Genomic DNA, 2,640 nt, shown 5'->3' with positions numbered 1-2,640 from the left:
ATTTACCTACCACCAGTGAGACAATGCTCTATGTTGCCATGGTTCATCTCATGCTTCAAAGGCTTGCTTAAAACTTTTCAAACACTTTCTTAGGCGATCGCAAACTAAACCCTACTTATTCCTTTCAAAGTAGTAGACCCCGGTAAAGAACATTTACAGGGAAAGTTAAACCAATGCTTTTAAGTTGCACCCGATCACCGGCCTGATAGTTGAGGATTAACCAATCACCGTCATCATTTTTGTGATAGAGATCAATTTCCACACTGGTGGAGCTGACCAAGAGATAGTCCTGCAACATAGAATTACGGGCATACAGCCGAAATTTGCCGCCCCGGTCATAGGCTTCGGTACTGGGGGATAAAACCTCCACAACCAGGCAGGGATAGGTAATAAATTGTGTTGACTCCCGATCTCGTGGATCACAGGTGACGCTGACATCGGGATAGGTATAGTTTTGGGTGTTGACAATCTGAATTTTTAAATCTGAATTACCAGTTTCGTAATCACCGCCATCAAGATGATTACAAAATAAAGTTGATAGGCGAACGCTAATAACGCTGTGGTTTTTACTGCCGCCCCCCATGGTATAGATTTGGCCGTCCAAATATTCATGCTTTTCCCTCTGCCGTTCTTCCCATTGCAAATATTCCTCTGGGCTAAGTTTTGGGAATGGGGCAGATGGGGAGTGAGCAATCATGGCGGGTTATTTATTAAAAATTAATCATCAAAATGATTGACGATCGCCTGGGCAAATTCGGAGCATTTTAGGGGTTTATCCACTTGGGGTTCCATTAGCCGGGCCAAATCGTAGGTAACTTCCCGATTGGCGATCGCCGCCCCAATGCCCTTTTTAATCAGGTCAGCAGCCTCCTGCCAGCCCATAAATTCCAGCATCATTACACCGGAAAGAATTACGGAACCAGGATTAATTCGGTCTAAACCAGCGTGTTTGGGGGCAGTACCGTGGGTGGCTTCAAAAATAGCTGCACTATCCCCAATGTTAGCTCCGGGGCCCATGCCTAAACCTCCCACCACAGCGGCGGCGGCATCGGAAAGATAGTCCCCATTCAAATTCATGGTCGCCAGAATGGAATACTCATCGGGGCGGGTTTGAATCTGTTGGAAAATGCTATCGGCAATGCGGTCATTGACCATGACTTTTTCTTTCCATTGGCCATTACCGTGGGATTCCCAAATGGAATTTAAAACCTGCTCCACCTCTTGTTTAATGACGGCTTGTTTTTCTTCGGTGAGGGTGTCATAACCGGGGTCAATCATGCGGGCGTTGGCCTCAATGGTTAAGTCGGGATTACTTTCCTTATTGCCCAAAATCCAAGATTCCCGTTCTGTGACGCATTCTGCCCGAAATTCCGTCGTAGCCAACTCGTAACCCCAATCCCGAAAAGCTCCTTCGGTAAACTTCATAATGTTGCCCTTATGCACCAACGTCACCATCTGTTTTTCCTTCGGTAAGCGCAGAGCATGGAGAATGGCCCGCCGCACCAACCTTTGGGATCCAGTTTTACTGATGGGTTTGATGCCAATGCCGGAATCGAGGCGAATTTGTTTTTTCCCCAAGGCCGGAGTGGCTGGAATCAGTTCATCGTTCAGATAGGCTATTAATGTTTTTGCTCCTTCCGTACCTTCCGCCCATTCAATGCCCAGGTAAATATCTTCTGTATTTTCCCGATAAACAATGATGTCCAATTTTTCCGGGGTTTTATGGGGGGAGGGAGTGCCGGGATAATAACGACAGGGCCGCACACAGGTGTAGAGGTCAAAGATTTGCCTCAGGGCCACGTTTAAAGAACGAATGCCACCTCCCACCGGAGTGGTCAAAGGCCCTTTAATGGCTACCCCATACTCCTTAATCGCCGTTAGGGTATCTTCCGGTAAATATTGATAGGTGCCGTACAGTTCACAGGCTTCGTCCCCCGCATAGACTTTGAACCAGTTAATTTTCCTTTCGCCCCCATAGGCCTTGACCACTGCGCTATCAATTACCAATTCCGTGGCCGGCCAAATATCAACCCCGGTGCCGTCCCCCCGGATGTAGGGAATAATCGGATCGTTGGGTACTACGGGCTTACCTGCAATAAAGGTGATTTTTGACCCAACGCTGGGGGGCTGAAGTTTTTCGTACATAGCAAATTGTCATTGAAAAAACGGCACGGAGCAGATCATAATCCTTTCTGGAGGCTCTGATTGCATTGGCTGTTACGAAATTTTTATGCCATTGTCAAACTGAAAATCAGTGCCCGTTATATGCATCAAGGAAAAGTACAAAGATATGAACAAGCCTTTACCAAAAATGAACAGTGATCAAGAAGCAGAAGATCTTTTGGAGCAGGATTTGACAGACTATTTAGTCCCAGAGAACTTTACCAAGACAACTTTTGAGTTTGCCCCTAAGGATAAAAGCATTACCCTGCGCTTGTCATTGGAACTCTTGACTGCGGTTAAAAATGCCGCTAGGGCTCAAGGAATGAATTACCAAAAGTACATCAGGGAAGTTTTGGAACAATCGGTACTTCGCCCTTAATTTAACAGCTACTTTACGTAGCTACATTTTTTCAATAGGAAAACGCAATGTTTTTTTTCATTGACGTTGTTGCTCTTGAATTCCCTCAGCAAGAGAAC

3 protein-coding genes are annotated in these 2,640 nt (G+C 46.0%); 1 reads left to right on the top strand and 2 read right to left on the bottom strand.

The annotated features are described in order from the left end of the window. Positions 1-124 precede the first annotated feature (124 nt). Positions 125-697, bottom strand: a complete 573-nt coding sequence (locus BWK47_RS01345) for a Uma2 family endonuclease (protein ID WP_162327276.1) — start codon at positions 695-697, stop codon at positions 125-127. Positions 698-717: 20 nt separating this feature from the next. Then, complete coding sequence (locus BWK47_RS01340) at positions 718-2,145, bottom strand: NADP-dependent isocitrate dehydrogenase (RefSeq protein WP_162327275.1); 1,428 nt, start codon at positions 2,143-2,145, stop codon at positions 718-720. A 145-nt stretch (positions 2,146-2,290) separates the two neighbouring features. Here BWK47_RS01340 and BWK47_RS01335 point away from each other — a divergent pair, with 145 nt between their 5' ends. After that, on the top strand, positions 2,291-2,542 hold the full coding sequence (locus tag BWK47_RS01335) for a BrnA antitoxin family protein (protein ID WP_162327274.1): 252 nt from the start codon (positions 2,291-2,293) through the stop codon (positions 2,540-2,542). The last annotated feature ends 98 nt before the right edge of the window (positions 2,543-2,640 follow it).

The sequence above is a fragment of the Synechocystis sp. CACIAM 05 genome (assembly GCF_010222815.1).
Classification (GTDB): Bacteria; Cyanobacteriota; Cyanobacteriia; order Cyanobacteriales; family Microcystaceae; genus Synechocystis.
This window is presented reverse-complemented; position numbering and strand designations above follow the sequence as displayed.